13 protein-coding genes and 1 pseudogene are annotated in these 14390 nt (G+C 63.9%); 7 read left to right on the top strand and 7 right to left on the bottom strand.

Translation table 11 applies throughout. From position 1 onward, the window contains the following. Positions 1-26: 26 nt before the first annotated feature. Entirely contained in the window at positions 27-827 is an 801-nt protein-coding gene (locus tag AC0L7P_RS04865; RefSeq protein WP_473434718.1) for a protein-disulfide reductase DsbD domain-containing protein, read from the top strand. On the opposite strand, the pseudogene AC0L7P_RS04860 reads toward AC0L7P_RS04865, so the two are convergent. The 4 genes and pseudogenes from AC0L7P_RS04860 to AC0L7P_RS04845 form a co-directional block, all read right to left on the bottom strand. Next, positions 824-4212, bottom strand: a pseudogene (locus AC0L7P_RS04860) (efflux RND transporter permease subunit). The gene AC0L7P_RS04865 and the pseudogene AC0L7P_RS04860 sit on opposite strands and share 4 nt — an antisense overlap. Further along, a complete protein-coding gene (locus AC0L7P_RS04855) occupies positions 4125-5681 on the bottom strand; it encodes an efflux RND transporter periplasmic adaptor subunit (protein WP_473434717.1) in 1557 nt (518 codons plus the stop codon). The pseudogene AC0L7P_RS04860 and the gene AC0L7P_RS04855 overlap by 88 nt, the downstream one beginning before the upstream one ends. Positions 5682-5777: 96 nt before the next feature. Beyond that, on the bottom strand, positions 5778-6320 hold the full coding sequence (gene moaB / locus AC0L7P_RS04850; RefSeq protein WP_473434716.1) for a molybdenum cofactor biosynthesis protein B: 543 nt from the start codon (positions 6318-6320) through the stop codon (positions 5778-5780). Between the two features lie 56 nt (positions 6321-6376). Then, on the bottom strand, positions 6377-7156 hold the full coding sequence (locus AC0L7P_RS04845) for a uracil-DNA glycosylase (protein ID WP_473435398.1): 780 nt from the start codon (positions 7154-7156) through the stop codon (positions 6377-6379). Positions 7157-7299: 143 nt separating this feature from the next. Between AC0L7P_RS04845 and AC0L7P_RS04840 the strand changes: the two genes are divergently transcribed. From AC0L7P_RS04840 to AC0L7P_RS04815, 6 genes are all read left to right on the top strand, one after another. Further along, on the top strand, positions 7300-8235 hold the full coding sequence (locus AC0L7P_RS04840; RefSeq protein WP_473434715.1) for an aspartate carbamoyltransferase catalytic subunit: 936 nt from the start codon (positions 7300-7302) through the stop codon (positions 8233-8235). An 88-nt stretch (positions 8236-8323) separates the two neighbouring features. Continuing rightward, positions 8324-8728: a hypothetical protein gene (locus AC0L7P_RS04835; protein WP_473434714.1), complete on the top strand. Its 405-nt coding sequence runs from the start codon at positions 8324-8326 to the stop codon at positions 8726-8728. Between the two features lie 61 nt (positions 8729-8789). Beyond that, entirely contained in the window at positions 8790-9326 is a 537-nt protein-coding gene (locus AC0L7P_RS04830) for an aspartate carbamoyltransferase catalytic subunit (protein WP_473434713.1), read from the top strand. Then, entirely contained in the window at positions 9323-10585 is a 1263-nt protein-coding gene (gene pyrC, locus AC0L7P_RS04825) for a dihydroorotase (protein WP_473434712.1), read from the top strand. The genes AC0L7P_RS04830 and pyrC overlap by 4 nt, the downstream gene beginning before the upstream one ends. Positions 10586-10621: 36 nt before the next feature. Continuing rightward, positions 10622-11224: a glycerol-3-phosphate 1-O-acyltransferase PlsY gene (gene plsY, locus AC0L7P_RS04820; protein ID WP_473434711.1), complete on the top strand. Its 603-nt coding sequence runs from the start codon at positions 10622-10624 to the stop codon at positions 11222-11224. Continuing rightward, the gene (locus AC0L7P_RS04815) at positions 11221-11724 is read left to right on the top strand and encodes a hypothetical protein (protein ID WP_473434710.1); all 504 of its coding nucleotides are present in this window, start codon (positions 11221-11223) and stop codon (positions 11722-11724) included. Before plsY ends, AC0L7P_RS04815 begins: the two co-directional genes overlap by 4 nt. On the opposite strand, the gene AC0L7P_RS04810 is transcribed toward AC0L7P_RS04815, so the two are convergent. From AC0L7P_RS04810 to AC0L7P_RS04800, 3 genes are all read right to left on the bottom strand, one after another. Then, positions 11721-13091 (bottom strand): glutamate--cysteine ligase, encoded by a 1371-nt coding sequence (locus AC0L7P_RS04810; RefSeq protein WP_473434709.1) that lies wholly within the window; start codon positions 13089-13091, stop codon positions 11721-11723. The genes AC0L7P_RS04815 and AC0L7P_RS04810 overlap by 4 nt on opposite strands. Before the next feature lie 67 nt (positions 13092-13158). Continuing rightward, complete coding sequence (locus AC0L7P_RS04805) at positions 13159-13671, bottom strand: hypothetical protein (RefSeq protein WP_473434708.1); 513 nt, start codon at positions 13669-13671, stop codon at positions 13159-13161. Continuing rightward, on the bottom strand, positions 13668-14390 hold the full coding sequence (locus tag AC0L7P_RS04800) for a 16S rRNA (uracil(1498)-N(3))-methyltransferase (protein ID WP_473434707.1): 723 nt from the start codon (positions 14388-14390) through the stop codon (positions 13668-13670). Before AC0L7P_RS04800 ends, AC0L7P_RS04805 begins: the two co-directional genes overlap by 4 nt.

Below are 14390 nucleotides of genomic sequence, written 5' to 3'. Positions count from 1 at the left end.
CCGGCCCCCATGGCTAGGGTCGCGGGATGAAACGATTGCTTTGCATCCTTGCCGCCTGCGTCACGCTCGGCCCCCTTTCCGCCCGCGCCCAATCACTGGACGATCTGGCCGATTTCCAACTGCTGCCAGGGTGGCGCACCGACCATGGCACCCAGATGGCCGCCCTGCGCGTCACCCTGCGCCCCGGCTGGAAAACATACTGGCGCGCCCCCGGCGATGCCGGCATCCCGGCACAGTTTGACTGGCGCGGCTCGGACAATCTGGGCGCTGTGGCGATACACTGGCCGGTGCCACAGGTGTTTGATCTGAACGGGATGATGACGCTGGGGTATCGCGATCAGGTGATCATTCCGATCGAACTTACCCCGCGGCGGGCAGATCGCCCGATTTCCCTCCATGGCACGGTCGACATGGGGGTGTGCGAAAACGTCTGTGTGCCGGTGATGGGCCGTGTCGCCGCCGATCTTGCGGTTGAAACAACCCACAAGGACGCGCGCATCGTGGCGGCATTGCAAGACCGGCCCATGACAGCGCCCGAGGCAGGGGTTTCGGCGGTGCAATGCGCGGTGACGGCCAGGGATACCGGGGTGCGCCTGACGGCCACGGTGATGATGCCCCCATTGGGCGGGGATGAATTTGTCGTTGTCGAACTGCCCGGCGCGCCGGTCTGGGTGTCTCAGGCGGCAAGCCGGCGGCGGGGCGGCACGCTTGCCGCGACGGTCGACATCCTGCCCGACGGCGCCGCGCCGCTGGCGCTGAATCGCTCGAACCTGCGGATTACCGTGCTGGGGCGGCGCGGCGCCGTCGATATCCACGGCTGCGGTTAAGCTGCGCGCCGGCGCAGCGCCACTGCAACACCACCAATCACATAGACCAGCACGGCCAGTACCGCGACCCCGGCCAGAAACACCGCCAACGCCAGTGCAGGCGTCGCCGCGCCCGGCATAATTCCGGTCAGCGGCGGGGCATAGGTGCCGGTGAATATCACCGCGCCGAGCGTCATGGCAAACCATCCCGCGCTGGTCAGCGCCACAAGGACCACCCCGGCCCCAACCCCGCGCGCGCCGCGCCGAAACGCCAGCGCCCGGCGCAGCGCGGCAATCTGTTTTGCCAGATCCTGCTGCATGACCAACAGGGCAGGCACCACCAGCAGCACCAGAACAAACCCGAAGCCCAGACCATAGACCAGCGTGACAACCGTGGGTTTCAGAAATTGCGCCTGCGCCGAGGTTTCATAAAGCAATGGCGCCAGCCCCAGAACGGTTGTCGCCGTTGTCAGGAACACCGGGCGCAGCCGGTCGGCCACACCGTCGATAATCGCCGGAATCAACCCCCGTTCGGCGGCGTATTCATCCACCGTTGACACCAGAACGATGGAATCGTTGATGATGATCCCCGTCATCCCGATCATTCCCACCACCGAAAACAGGCTGACCGGAATTTCCCACAGGTAATGGCCGTAAATCGTGCCCACCAAACCAAAGGGAATGATCGCCATCACCACCAAGGGCCGGGTCCAACTGGAGAAAATCCACGCCAAAGTCAGGTAAATCCCCAGCAGGCACAGCCCGAATCCGACGGCGGCATCGGTCAGGAACGCGTTTTCCTGTTCCGCCAGCCCCGCCTGCCGGGTCGTCACGCCAAAGTTTTCTTCCAGTGCGGGCAGGAATTCAGTTTGCAACCGTTCGGTGATTTCGGCGGCGCGGGCCGGGTCGTCGTCGGAAATGTCACCAAACACCGACACCATCCGCAATCCGTTTTCCCGCCGCACCGTGGAAAAGCCGCCGCGCCGGTCCACGGTCACAATATCGGCCAGATTCACATAATCGCCACTGCTGGTGCGAATCCGGGTGCGATCAAGGAAATCGGCGGTCAATTCATCAGGCGGCAGTTCCACCCGGATCTTGGCCGAACGCGGCCCATCGGGATAGCTCGCCGCCTCGATCCCGTTCAGCCGGTCGCGCAAAATGCCGCCCAGCGCGTCAATCGACACGCCCAGCGCCTGCCCCTGCGGCGTCAGATCAAGGATCATCTCTTCCTTGTCATAGGCCAGCGAATCTTCCAGCGCCGAAACTTCGCCAAATTGCGCCATGGTGGTTTTCAGGGATTCCGCCGCCTCTTTCAGGCGCTCGGCACTGGCGCCGTAAATCTGCACATCCAGAGAATCGCCCCCGGCCCCGACCCCCAGCGCCGGAACGACAGGGTTTCCAGCAAGGGGTGCGATGGCACCGCCTCTTGCAGATCGCCCAGAAAACGAAAGCTGGAATAGGGCCGCAGATCGGCGTCGATCAGTTCGATCGCGATGGACCCCAACAGATCGGCATCCTTGGTATCCGCCCCCGACAACCCCCGCCCGGTGGTGCCGCCCACCTGCGCCAGGGCGAAATCAACCGGATTGCGGCCAAATTCGGCCTCATATTTCGCGCCCAGATCCTCAACCGCCTTTTGCAGGTCGTGCATCATTTCCAAGGTGTCGCTGCGGGTGGCACCGGGGGCCATGGCGAAATTGCCGCTGATCGATTCCTGTTCCGGGCTGGCAAAGAACCGCCATGTCACATCGCCCCGAATGAACAGCGCCGCCTGACTGACCAGCACCACAATCACCCCGGCCATCACCGGATAGCGTGCCCAGATCACCCCCGCCATAAGACGGCGAAAGATCACATCGCGCACCCATGAAAACCCGCGGTTCACCGTGCGCGAGGGCCAGTCATACCAATGCTGTTTCGCCGAATGGGCCATGGCGTGGGCCATGTGGTTGGGCAGGATCAGAAAACACTCCCCCAGCGACGCGATCAACACAACGATCACCGTGAACGGAATGTCGGAAATAAGATCGCCAAACCGCCCCCCACGGCCACCAGCGCCAGAAACGCAATCACCGTGGTCAGGGTGGCCGAAAACACCGCCGGAAACATCCGCTGGGCCGCGTTTACCGCCGCCTGCATTGGCGTTTCGCCCAATTTCCGCACCCGAAAATCGGCGTGTTCGCCCACCACGATGGCATCATCCACCACGATGCCCAGCGTGATGATCAGCGCAAACAGCGAAATCATGTTCAGGGTCAGACCCGCCGCATACATCAACGCGACCGCCGCCGTCATTGCCACGGGAATGCCCGCCGCCACCCAGAACGCGGTGCGCGCGTTCAGAAACAGGAACAGCAACAGCACCACAAATCCCAGCCCCATCACCCCGTTTTCCAGCAGGATGTTCAGCCGCCCGGTGATTTCTTCGGCGCGGGTGCGGATCAGGTCGATCTTTACGCCCTGAGGCACGCCCAGTTGCATCTCATGTGCCACCGCCTCAACCTGATGCTGAATGCCGATGGCATCGCCCTGATCGGTCCGGTCAACGCGAGATCGAAATGGCGCTGTCCTCACCGACGAAATAAGCCAGATTACGGTCGATCCCCTCGGTGCGCACCGTCGCCACATCGGCAATGCGCAGCTTGCTCCCGTCGGGGTTTGAGCGCAGAACAATATCGCCAATCTCATCGGCGCTGCGTTTTTCCACCCCCGTACGCAACCGCGCACTGCCCGAAACATCACCGGCGGGTTTTGTCGCGGCGCCCCGGGCAATGGCCGTGGCCAGTTCGCGCATCGTCACGTTGTTGCGGATCAGCGAGATCGACGCCACCTGAACCACCGTTTCCGGGGCAGCCACGCCGCGCAGGGTGACGCGGGTCACCCCCGCCTGAAACAGCCGCACGGTGAATTCGTCGGCCAACCGGCCCAGTTGGTCCACACCCACCGGCCCGGAAATCACCACATCCGTCACCCGGTCGCGCCACGCACGGCGGCGCACCTCGGGGTCTTCGGCGTCTTCGGGCAGGTTGCTGACCGAATCCACCGCCCCCTGCACATCATCGACGGCGCGGGCCATATCCCAGCCCGGTTCGAAATCCAGCGAAATCCGCGCCCGCCCTTCGGATGAATTGCTGGTGCTGCTTTCCACGCCTTCAACAGCCATAAGCGTGGGTTCCAGAACCTGCACGATGGCGCTGTCTATATCCTCGGCCCCTGCCCCATCCCATTGAACCGAAACTGAAATGCTTTCGATCACCACATCGGGAAAGAACTGCGCCCGCATCTGCGGTGCCGCTGTGATGCCCAGAACCAGCATCACCACCAACAACAGATTGGCCGCCGTGCGGTGTTGGGCGAAATAGGCAAGAATTCCGCGCGCCGCGCCAAGCTGCCGTGTGGCCATGGCCTAGCCCCCATCCGGGATTCGATCCGCTCGATCGTCTGGGCCGGCACATTGGGTTCGCGCAATTGGGCCAGAACACGTTCTTTCGCGTCGCTGGGCATTCGGGTGTTGCCTTGGACAAAGGCAATCAGGCGGGCGCGGCGTTCCTCGGTCAGTTCCACCATTGCCGGCACGGTCGGTTCATCCGGCACCGCCTCGGCGGTCGGGCGCAGGGGGCGCACCTTGATCCCGGCGCCCAAAAGGGGCGAGCGTTCGGCAACCACCTCGCGCCCAGCCAAACCGCGGGCGCGCACCAGCACATCGTCACCCTGACGGCGCAGCACCTCGACCGGGGCGACCTCAAGCCGCTCATCGGCACCGACCAAAAGAACCGTTCCCGCCGAATCCACCGCAGCGGCGGGCAGGCGCGCCACGCGCTCCAGCGCCGGTTCATCAATATCGACGCTGGCGAAATCACCGGGGCGAAACCCTTTGGCGCTGTTCAGATTGGCAAACAACAAACGCCCGGTCTGCCCGCTGCCCACCGCCGCGCTTTCGCGGCTGATCCGCCCTGATGTGGCAAGGGTCAGCCCGTTCAGCTCAAGCGACACAACCAGTTCGGCATCAATCAACTGCCCGGTGTCATCCAAAAGCCGGGCATATTGCGGCGTCGACACCCGGAACGACACCTCAAGCGCGTCAGGGTCGATCAGTTGCGCCAGCTTTTCATTGCTGGTGACAAGCCGCCCCTTCACGACCGTCACATCCCCCAGCACGCCAGAAAATTCCGCCGTGACCTTGGTATCGTCCACCCGGCGCTGTGCCTCGTTCAGCGCGATCTTTTCGCGGCTAAGCTGGGTGGTTGACTGATCCAGCCGCGCCTGCGCCTGCGCCTGTGCCTGACGGCGCGACAAAACCGATTGTTGCGCCGAGGCCGCCGCCAGTTCCGCCGCCTCGATCAACGCGGCGGTGCCAACGCCCCGTGCAGCCAGATCACGCTGACGTTGCAAGGCCCGTTCGCGCAGATCGGCCTGCGCACGGGCCGATCCCACCTCTTCAGTGGCAAGCTCAAGCCCGCGGTGGGCATCGCGCACCTCGCCTTCGGCATCCGCCAGATCGGCGCGGGCCACTTGCAACGCAGTCATGGCGGCGGTCGGATCAATCCGAAACAACAACTGCCGCGCCTGCACACGGCCCCCGTCCTGCACACCTGCGCCCAGTTCCATAACCTCGCCCGCCGCGCTGGCGCGCACCTCCAGCGTGCGGCGGCTGCGGATTTCGCCAAAGGTGGACAGAACCGGCACCACGGTTTCCGGCGCAAAGGCAATGACGTTGACCGCCAGCACCCGTTCCCGGGCCGGACGCTCGCGGCCCTTTTCGGCATTGCGCGCCTCGAATGCCGAATAAAGCCCCTGCCCGGCCAGCGCCAGAAGGCCCAGCGTCGCGGCCAGCAGAAACAGCCCGACAAGAGAACGGCGCAGAAATCGCATATATCAGGGCCTCACATTTTGTTGTCGCACAGAATACCGGGTCTGGCACATCCGCCAAACCCGAAACCCGATTATGCCATCAAACGTGCGTGAGCGTCACTTGCGCCGCAGATGTTCATCCAGACGGGGGAAAATTTCCACAAAATTGCAGGGACTGTGGCGATAATCCAACTGAGGCGCCAGAATCTCATCCCAGCCATCCTTGCAGGCCCCCGGACTGCCCGGCAGGGCAAACAGATAGGTGCCCATGGCAACACCGCCACAGGCGCGGCTTTGTACCGCGCTGGTGCCGATCTTTTTCATGCTGACAATGGTGAAAACGGTGCCAAAGGCCTCGATCTCCTTCTCATACACATCCCGGTGCGCCTCAACGGTCACATCCCGCCCGGTCAACCCGGTGCCGCCTGTTGAAATAATCACGTCAATATCCGGGTCGGCGCACCAGTCGCGCAGCCGGGCGGCAATCGCCGCGCGGTCGTCCTGCACGATGGCGCGGGCCGCCAGCAGATGCCCTGCCCCCTCGATCCGTTGAACCAGTGTATCGCCGGACCGGTCATCATCGGCACTGCGCGTGTCAGATACCGTCAAAACGGCGATGCGCACCGGCACAAAGCGTTTTCCCTCATCAATCCGCGCCATATTCTCTATCCTTCTTGCACCAAAGCCAGCCACCCAAGGCAAAACATCACATCCGTTCAGCGCAAACGCGCCTGAAGCATCAGCAGATCGGCCCATGCCTCGCGCTTGGCCACCGGATTGCGCAACAGATAGGCGGGGTGGAACATGGGCAACGCGGGACGGCCCAGCGCCTCGGCCCATGATCCACGCAGACGGGTGATGCCTTTGCGGCCCAACAGGGCGTGACAGCTTAGGTTGCCCATCAGCACAAGGATTTCGGGCTTTGCCAGTTCCACGTGGCGCTGCAAGAAGGGCAACATTATCGCAATCTCGGCCGGTTCCGGGTCGCGGTTCTGGGGCGGGCGCCAGGGCAGGATGTTGGTGATATAGATCCCATCGCGCGCCCCGGCGGTGCGGGCCATGCCGATCGCCTCGAACATCCGGTCCAAAAGCTGCCCGGCGCGGCCAACGAAGGGCTTGCCGACGATATCCTCATCCCGTTCCGGCGCCTCGCCGATCACCATGACACGGGCGCCCGGCACACCATCGGCAAAGACCGTGTTGCGCGCGCCCCGCTTCAGTTCGCATCCCTCAAAGGTGGCCATGGCGGCGCGCAGCGCATCCAGATCCTGCGCCCCGCTGGCGGCGGCACGGGCCAGATCCACCGGATCGGGGCCTTGCACCGGATCGGGAAACGCCGCCGACGCAGGTGCAGCGGGCGCGATGGCGGCCACCCTGGGCGCCGCTTGGGGAATTTCATAGCGGTCGACCGGCACATCGCCGATGGCCTCGGTCACGCCAAGTTCGACCTGCCACGCCAAAGCGGCGCGCAGTGCATCAAACCCCATATCATCCACGGTCAGAATCCCCATGCCTGCCATCATATGCCCACGGCGCGCCGTTTCCCATGGCACCGCGCAGCTTTTTTGGCCCATGGCCCGGCTTGACCCGCAGCCGCCCTTTCAGGTAACTCCAATCCCGGAACAGGGGGCAGCAAGGCATGACCTTTCGACACCGACATCTGCTGGGCATTGAACCCCTGCATCCGGTTGAAATCACCACCATTCTTGATTTGGCCGATCATTACGTGACCCTGAACCGCGGCACGCTCAAACACGGCGATGCCCTGGCCGGGCTGACCCAGGTGAACATGTTCTTTGAAAACTCAACCCGCACCCAGGCCAGTTTCGAACTGGCGGGCAAACGGCTGGGTGCGGATGTGATGAACATGTCGATGCAGGCCAGCAGCATCAAGAAGGGCGAAACCCTGATTGATACGGCAATGACCCTGAACGCCATGCACCCCGATCTGCTGGTGGTGCGTCACCCCCATTCGGGGGCGGTGAACCTGCTGGCCGAAAAGGTGAATTGCGCGGTTCTGAACGCCGGTGACGGGCGCCACGAACACCCCACGCAGGCCTTGCTTGATGCGCTGACCATCCGGCGCGCCAAGGGCCGGCTGCACCGCCTGTCCATCGCCATTTGTGGCGATATCGCCCATTCGCGGGTGGCGCGCAGCAACATCCTGCTGCTGGGCAAGATGGAAAACCGGATTCGCCTGATCGGCCCGCCCACCCTGATGCCTGCCGGTGTGGCCGATTGGGGGGTCGAGGTGTTTGACGACATGCGCGCCGGGCTGGAAGGCGCCGATGTGGTGATGATGCTCCGCCTGCAAAAAGAACGGATGGACGGCGGTTTCATTCCCTCCGAGCGGGAATATTACCACCGTTACGGGTTGGATGCCGAAAAGCTGAGCCATGCCAAACCCGACGCCATCGTCATGCATCCCGGCCCGATGAACCGGGGCGTGGAAATTGACGGCACCCTGGCCGACGACATCAACCGATCCGTCATTCAGGAACAGGTGGAAATGGGCGTGGCCGTGCGCATGGCCGCGATGGACCTGCTGGCCCGCAACCGCGCCGCCCCCGCATGAGGTGATGGTGTGACCACGCCAATCATCATTCCGGCCAATGAATTCGGCGTGGTGCGGGTGTTTCACCTGTCCGAGCAGGCTCGCCGCAATGATCGGGCACGGCGAAACGCTTGAGCCGCTGGAACAGGCGCTTGGCAGCGGTCCCCTTGCCCCCGATCACGTGCAGATCGTGCTGTTGCGCCAGCTTGACGATCTGGGGCTGGCCGGGTTGCTGGAACAGGGTCACGGCATTGCCCATGCCACCCTTGCCCCCGACCGCGCAGCGCTGGCGGCGCTGACCGGCAGCGTTGCGATTGTACGGTCCCGCGCCTTTGGCACCGCCACCACCACCCTGCACCCCACCGACGATTGCGCGCTGGTGGCCACCTATGGCGAAGAGGCGGCACCGCCCCCCGGTTCGAACCACTGCCTGCCGGTGGCGCGCAGGGCATCCTGCCGGGCGGCCGCACCGATGACGACACGGCGCACCGCGCATCCCTGCGCACCCTTCTGATCGGGCTGGCCGTGGCCGTGCTGCTGGCGCTGGTTGTGTTGCTGGCCACCGGGGGCAAGGGATGAGCACGCCCGCCCCGGGATGGGACGACATTCTGGATCACGACGAAGAGATCATCTGGCAGGGCGCCCCCGACGCCCGGGTGCGTCTGTCAGGCGGGTTAAGCGTGTCGGCCTTCGGTGTGTTCTTTGCCGGGTTCGCCGCCTTCTGGATGGCCGGGGCGGCAATGATCGGCAACGACATCGGGATCATCGGTCTGATATTCCCGCTGTTTGGCCTGCCGTTCCTGTTGATCGGGCTTTACATGATCTTTGGACGGTTCATCTGGGATGCCTATGTGCGGCGCGGCACGTTTTATACCCTGACAAACAAGCGCGCCTATATCGCCACCGCCACGATGGGGCAACGCAGCCTGAAATCCCATGAAATCGGGCCAAACACCCCGCTTGAACTGATTCAGGGGCCGCCTGACAGCGTTTATTTCAAAGCCGGGGATAACAGCGGGCGGTCCCGCAGCCGCAAGATCGGGTTTGAATACATTCAAGACGGGCGCAGGGTTCTGGGCCTGTTGCGCGACATCCAGAAAGACGCACCATGAAACTGCATTTCACCAACGCCCGCCTGATTGACCCCGCGCAAGGCACCGACACCCTTGGTGATCTTTTTGTCAGTGACGGGGTGATCACCGATTCCCCCGGCACAGGGCCGCTGACCACGGTTGAATGCGGCGGCAAATGTCTGGCCCCCGGGATCATCGACATCGGCGTGAAAATCAGCGAACCGGGCGAGCGGCACAAGGAAAGCTTTCGATCCGCAGGCCGGGCGGCGGCGGCGGGCGGGATTACCACCATGGTCACCCGCCCCGACACCGAACCGGCCATCGACACCCCCGAGGTTCTGGAATTCGTCATGCGCCGCGCCAACACCGACAGCGCCGTGCGCGTGCTGCCCATGGCCGCCCTGACCAAGGGCCGGTTGGGGCGGGAAATGACCGAAATCGGGTTTCTGACCGATGCAGGCGCCGTGGCCTTCACCGATTGCGACCGGGTGGTGCAGGACACCAAGGTGTTTTCCCGCTGCCTGACCTATGCGCGGTCCCTGGGCGCGCTGGTCATTGCCCACCCGCAAGATCCGGGCCTGTCGAAAGGCGCCGCTGTGACCTCGGGCAAATTCGCATCCTTGCGCGGGTTGCCCGCCGTGTCGCCCATGGCCGAGCGCATGGCGCTGGATCGGGATATGGCGCTGCTGGAGATGACCGGCGCGCGCTATCATGCCGATCAGATCACATCGGCCCGCGCCCTGCCCGCGTTGGAGCGCGCCAAGCAAAACGGGCTGGATGTGACGGCGGGCGTGGGTATTCACCACCTGACCCTTAATGAATTCGACGTGGGCGATTACCGCACATTCTTCAAGATAAAGCCGCCCCTGCGCAGCGAGGATGACCGCGTCGCCATGATCGAGGCCCTGGCAGACGGGCGAATCGACATCCTGTGTTCCATGCACACCCCACAGGACGAGGAATCAAAGCGCCTGCCGTTTGAAGAGGCGGCAAGCGGTGCCGTGGGCCTGCAAACCCTGCTGCCCGCCGCCATGCGGCTGGTTCACGCCGGGCATATCGACCTGCCCACCCTCTGGCGTGCCCTGTCCCTGAACCCGGCGCGGCGTCTGAACCTGCCCCAGGGGCGGCTGACTCCCGGGGCGCCCGCCGATCTGGTGCTGTTCGATCCTGACGCGCCCTTCGTCCTGGACAGGTTCACCCTGCTTAGCAAATCCAAGAATACCCCCTTTGACGGCCAGCGCATGGAGGGCCGGGTGATCGGCACATGGGTGGCCGGTGCCCGGGTTCATGGAGAATGACATGACATACTTTCAACCCGTGTCGGGGCGGCAAAAATGGTGATCGTGGCGTTTGGCGTTTACCTGCTCACGGCGATCCTGGCCTATCTTCTTGGCTCGGTGCCCTTTGGCATGGTCATGGCGCGGCTATTCGGGCTGGGCGATCTGCGCCAGATCGGGTCGGGCAATATCGGTGCCACCAATGTTTTGCGCACGGGCAACAGGTTGGCCGCGTTCCTGACGCTGCTGCTGGATTCCGGCAAGGGCGCGATTGCGGTCTTGCTGGCCCGCTGGCTGGTTGGGGAACAGGCGGCGTTGTTTGCCGGGGGCGCCGCGTTTCTGGGCCATTGTTACCCGATTTATCTGGGGTTCAAGGGCGGCAAGGGGGTTGCCACATTTCTTGGCACCGTTCTGGCCCTCGCCTTTCCTGTGGGTCTGGCGGCCTGTGCCACCTGGGCGATTGTTGCGGCGGTGTTCCGCTTTTCCTCGCTTGCCGCGCTGGTGGCGGCGGCGCTGTCGCCCCTTGTGGCGCTGGCGCTGGGAAAGGGGGCGCTTGCCGTGTTGTTGATTGCGCTCGCCGCGCTGATCTTTTTGCGTCACTCTGCCAATATTGCCCGGCTGCGCGCCGGGACGGAACCAAAGATCGGGGCGAAATCGTGAAATACATCGCCGCCCTGTGCCTTTTACCTGCCGCCGCCTTTGCCCAAGGCACCACCGCGCCCCGCATCGACGCCATTCTGGCGCAGGCCACGGCAGAATGCCGCGCCGCCGTGATGGAGGGCGATCCTGACGCGCCCGAACCGGAACTGTTGGTTGAACCCGGTGCGCTGACATGGGTGGATCTGGACGGTGAGGGCGAAAAGAACGACACGGTGGTGGATTTCAACTATATCCTGTGTTCGCTTGATTATTCGCTCTGGCATGGCTCGGGGGGCAGTATCCTGCACCTTGTCGTCAACGGCGAAACCTCTGCCAGTTGGACCGGCGGCTTGTGGCGGCTGACCGAGTTCAACGGCCAGCCCCTCATGTTGATCGGGCGGCACGGCGGGAATTGCGACGGTTACGGTGCGCAACCCTGTGTGCAGGCGATCTCGGCCTTTGAGGGCGGATTTTCCACCATCCGCCTGCCCGCCCCCATGGAAGAGGACGACCGCCCCTAGTAGCTGTATTCCTCGTAAATCCGCTTGAGATCGCCATTCCATTTGCCGTGGTAATCGGCCAGCAGATCGTCGGCGGGGGTGCGGCCGGTTTCCAGAGTTTCCTTGATCGCGTTCAGGAAATGGGTCTCATCGGGGATAAGCCCACCCGCACCCGGGCGCGCCCGGGCCTTCAGGCCGGCATCGGCAATCGCCACAACCTCGCGCGCCAGATCATGCATGGAAATGCCGCCCACCTGGGCCTGCAACCCATCCACCGATGCGGCCACGCGCAACCCCTCGCGGGTTTCAGCATCCCAACCCTTGGCCAGATCCCAGGCCGCATCCAGCGCCCCCTGATCATAGGTCAGCCCGACCCAGAACGCAGGCAGCGCACACAGACGCCGCCATGGGCCACCATCGGCCCCGCGCATTTCGATGTATTTCTTCACCCGCGCCTCGGGGAACAGGGTGGTCAGGTGATCGGCCCAATCGCTCAGCGTGGGGCGTTCGCCGGGCAGCGCGGGCAGTTCGCCGCGCAGGAAATCACGAAACGACATGCCCAGCGCGTCGATGTATTTGCCATCGCGATAGACAAAGTACATCGGCACATCCAGCGCGTATTGCACCCATGCCTCAAACCCGAAACCGTCTTCGAACACGAAAGGCACCATGCCCGTGCGCGCATCGTCAAGACCGCGCCAAACCCGGCTGCGCCATGATTTGTGGCCGTTCACCTTGCCCTCAAAGAACGGCGAATTGGCGAACAGGGCAGTGGCAACAGGTTGCAACGCGATGGCGACGCGCATCTTCTGCACCATGTCGGCCTCGGTTTCGAAATCAAGGTTCACCTGCACCGTGCAGGTGCGGCGCATCATCTGTTTGCCGTGGGTGCCGACGCGATCCATGTAATCGTTCATCAGCCGGTAACGCCCCTTGGGCATCAGCGGCATCTGATCGTGGGTCCATTCGGGTGCAGCCCCAAGACCGATGAAACGCACACCGATTTCATCGGCCACGGATTTCACTTCGGCCAGATGCACGTTCACTTCGTCACAGGTCTGGTGGATGGTTTCCAGCGGGGCGCCCGACAGTTCCAGCGCGCCGCCCGGTTCAAGGCTGACGTTGGCGCCGTCCTTTTCCAGCCCCAAAAGGTTGCCCCCTTCCAACACCGGCGACCAGCCGAACCTGTCGCGCAGGCCGGCCAGCACCGCGTGGATCGAACGTTCACCCTCATAGGGCAGGGGTTTCAGGGTGTCGGCGCAATAGCCGAACTTTTCGTGCTCGGTGCCGATCCGCCAGTCTTCGCGGGGCTTACACCCTTCGGCCATGTATTCGGCCATCTGTTCGTGCCGTTCGATCAGGCCGCCGCCGGATTGAGGAATGGACATGGGGCAGGCTCTCCGATGAATGGGTCTGATACTGGGGGACGAGGGTTGGAAGGATTTGCCCCGCTTGTCAATGCAGGCGGGTGCGGTCACGTTGCCAGATCACGAACAGGCGCTGTGCATTACTGCGCGCCGCACGGATTGCGGCGTCGTAATCCAGACCCGGCAAAGGCGCGAGCGCATCAAATAACTTGTCCGCCCCTGCGGCATCGGATGGCACGCACAGGGGCGGCGCGCCGTCGGAATGAAACAACCAATCCCGCCCCTGTGTGGTGTCGAATTCCACCCGCACGATGGCATCAATGCTGATCGCGGCCCCGCCGCCCGGTCCGAAATAGGTGATCTGGCGTTCATCCACCTCAACCACCCCCGGCCCATCGCCCGCACCGGGAAACATCGCGCGGCGGACACCGGGCAGCGCAATGGCACAGCCCCCCAGCATCACCGCAAACCCGACCCAGCGCAGCAGCCCCGTATCGGTCAGCCCCCAATAGAGGCCAAGCAAGGCCACCACCGCGCCGATCATCGCTTCGCGCCATGGCCAGAGGGCAGCGCGCAATTCCGGGCGGATCAGGCCGATCATGTCCAATCCCCCAACGCCGCCTGCCAGAGCGTGAGCGCCGCAACCGCCGCCGTATCGGCGCGCAAGATGCGCGGACCAAGGGAAACGGGGTGCGCCATGGGCATTGCGGCCAACCGCGTGCGCTCGGTTGGTGAAAAGCCACCCTCGGGGCCGATCAGGATCGCCCATGGGCCTTTGGGGGCGTCAGCAAGCGACGTTGCCGCCCCCAGCCGCGATTCATCGCAGAACATCAGATGCCGGTCAGCGGGCCAATCCGCCAGCACCCGGTCAAGGCGCGCCAGATCATCGACGGGCGGCACAAAGGTCGCGCCGCATTGTTCTGCCGCCTCGATCGCATGGGCCTGAAGCCGGTCTTGCCGCACCCGTTCGGCATTGGTGAATTCAGTCTGCACCGGCGTGATGCGGGCGGCGCCCAGTTCAACCGCCTTTTCCACGATGAAATCGGTGCGCGCCTTTTTGATCGGCGCAAACAGCAGCCAGACATCCGGCGGCATCCCCTGTGGTGCGGTCTGTTCCACCACCTCCAGCGCGCCTTTGCGCCGGTCGGCCCGCGCCACTTTGGCGCACCACGCGCCATCGGCGCCGTTGAACACCGTCACCGACGCCCCAACGGCCAACCGCATCACCCCGAACAGGTAATGGGATTGGGCCTGCGTCAGCGCGCAGGATTGCCCCGGGGCAAGGGGATGGTCTAGGTAAAGCCGAACATTCGATGCCAT

The organism is Oceaniglobus sp. K40-3 (assembly GCF_055808395.1).
The sequence above is the reverse complement of the archived record's forward strand: the minus strand, read 5'-3'. Positions and strand labels throughout refer to the sequence as shown.

What these genes read in the sequence shown, in the direction of transcription:
- AC0L7P_RS04835 (WP_473434714.1), top strand. Translation starts at nt 8,324, where the DNA reads ATGATCGGGCACGGCGAAACGCTTGAGCCGCTGGAACAGGCGCTTGGC.
- AC0L7P_RS04830 (WP_473434713.1), top strand. Translation starts at nt 8,790, where the DNA reads ATGAGCACGCCCGCCCCGGGATGGGACGACATTCTGGATCACGACGAA.
- AC0L7P_RS04855 (WP_473434717.1), bottom strand. Translation starts at nt 5,681, where the DNA reads ATGCGATTTCTGCGCCGTTCTCTTGTCGGGCTGTTTCTGCTGGCCGCG.
- plsY (WP_473434711.1), top strand. Translation starts at nt 10,622, where the DNA reads ATGGTGATCGTGGCGTTTGGCGTTTACCTGCTCACGGCGATCCTGGCC.
- AC0L7P_RS04865 (WP_473434718.1), top strand. Translation starts at nt 27, where the DNA reads ATGAAACGATTGCTTTGCATCCTTGCCGCCTGCGTCACGCTCGGCCCC.
- pyrC (WP_473434712.1), top strand. Translation starts at nt 9,323, where the DNA reads ATGAAACTGCATTTCACCAACGCCCGCCTGATTGACCCCGCGCAAGGC.
- AC0L7P_RS04810 (WP_473434709.1), bottom strand. Translation starts at nt 13,091, where the DNA reads ATGTCCATTCCTCAATCCGGCGGCGGCCTGATCGAACGGCACGAACAG.
- AC0L7P_RS04800 (WP_473434707.1), bottom strand. Translation starts at nt 14,390, where the DNA reads ATGGCATCGAATGTTCGGCTTTACCTAGACCATCCCCTTGCCCCGGGG.
- AC0L7P_RS04840 (WP_473434715.1), top strand. Translation starts at nt 7,300, where the DNA reads ATGACCTTTCGACACCGACATCTGCTGGGCATTGAACCCCTGCATCCG.
- moaB (WP_473434716.1), bottom strand. Translation starts at nt 6,320, where the DNA reads ATGGCGCGGATTGATGAGGGAAAACGCTTTGTGCCGGTGCGCATCGCC.
- AC0L7P_RS04805 (WP_473434708.1), bottom strand. Translation starts at nt 13,671, where the DNA reads ATGATCGGCCTGATCCGCCCGGAATTGCGCGCTGCCCTCTGGCCATGG.